A 1,598-nucleotide genomic window follows, 5' to 3' on the forward strand; every position below is an offset into this window, starting at 1 on the left:
CTAGCCTGAATAATTCACGGCAGTCGTTTTGAAAGAGAGCATCCCTGGCTGCTTCTTCGTTTCGACGCTTCGAGCTGATTTCGAGCGTTTTTGGCCTTTGTCGCCTAGACGCGGGCGCAGCTCACGCTAGCCCTCCGGATTGGGCGGGAGGGGCCGCCCGGCGGGGCTAGGCCAGCTTCTCTTCTTCGCCCTTGGCCAACGAGGCGAAAACTTGCTTGAAGCGGAAGGACTGGGGCAAGTGAACCTTCACGCGCGTCTTTAGCGTTTCCACCCGAGCGGCCAGCTTGAGCAGCTCGATCCGGATCCTCTGGAAGCACGCCCTGGCCAAGGCGGTTCCCGCGAGGGCCTTCTCGCGGAACCGATGCAGCAGCGCGTACACCGCGCTGTGGAGCGTCAGCCGGAACTGGTTGGCGCAGGCGCTCCTGCACGGGCTGCGGTCGCTGCGAAGCCCCAGCTTGTGGTCCTTTATCATCAGCTCGGCGCGGGCCCTGTCGCAGTATACCCCTTCGTAGATCGCCCTTGCCGAAGCTTCTCCCAGACTGGTGGAGACGTAGCGCACGTCAGTCCCCAAGGGCCCCGCCTCGATGCGGCACACGACTCGACGCGGCTGCTTCCAGCTGGCGGCCTTGTACTCCACGCTGGCGTAGCGCCTGAGCGGATACGCGTTCTCCAAGGACTTCTCGCGAAGCTTCCAGTCCGAGCTCGCCTGGTCGATCTGGTCCGCGACCAGCGAGCGAAGGGCGTTGTTGGGCTGCTGGCCGACCGCCCAGTCCACTTCCTTGCTTCCTAGCCAATCCATTACCTCAGGCTTGCTGTGGTGGCTGTCGGCTCGGAACATCAGCCTTGTATCGGGAAAACGGCTACGGATCCTCGGCACGATACGCTTGAGAAGGGCCAGGATCTCCCTGGCTGCGGGAACCTTGCCGGGTCGCAGCGTCGCGCAGATCAGCCTTCCGGTGACGCCGTCGTAGACGTGGAAGGGCATCAGGCAACTGTCCCCGACGTGGGAGCTGAACAGCGAGAGCTGCTGCTGGCCGTAGACCAGATGGGCGGTAGGGTCCATGTCGATCACGATCATTGCGGGAGCCTTCCCCTCGAAGCTGTCGAGGAAAAGCTCCCCGAGGGCGTATCCCATCCTCAGCAGGTCGCGAGGGCGGGCGCGGTTCTCCAGCCTGCTCATCGTCGGCTGGCTGGCCAAGTCGGCCTCGGAGCCGACGGCAAGCTTGAGCGCGGGGTCGGCTCGCAGGCGCGAGCATCCCGCGGCGTCGCCGTCGCCCGCGGCGATCTGCATGGCGCGTTGGGCGACGAGGTCGCGATGGCCATGCAGGCTTCCCTTTCGTCGGTCGCGAAGGCAGTCGGCAAGCTTGTCGAACAAGCCGACGCCCTTCTCGAACTCGGCCAAGGCGAGAAGGCCCGCTTCGCCGGTAAGCTCGGGCTCGTCGAAGCAAAAGAGCAACCGCTTGCCGTTTACGGCTTGAAACTCGGGTTCGGGGGCTTGATTCTTGTTCAAAGACGCTGTTTTTGGTTTGATCACACAACTTCCTTAACAGGAAGCATTTGCCAATGCAGCGTCTTTTTTCGTGAATTATTCAGGCTAG

Annotated in this window: 1 protein-coding gene; it reads right to left on the reverse strand. The window is 62.9% G+C overall.

Going from position 1 to position 1,598, the window contains the following annotated elements; all coding sequences use genetic code 11:
* Window positions 1-166: 166 nt before the first annotated feature.
* A complete protein-coding gene (locus tag QEH57_RS24640; RefSeq protein ID WP_309009470.1) occupies window positions 167-1,510 on the reverse strand; it encodes an IS1380 family transposase in 1,344 nt (447 codons plus the stop codon).
* Window positions 1,511-1,598: the final 88 nt, after the last annotated feature.

It is taken from the genome of Pelagicoccus sp. SDUM812005 (assembly GCF_031127875.1).
In the GTDB taxonomy this organism is placed as follows: Bacteria; Verrucomicrobiota; Verrucomicrobiia; order Opitutales; family Opitutaceae; genus Pelagicoccus.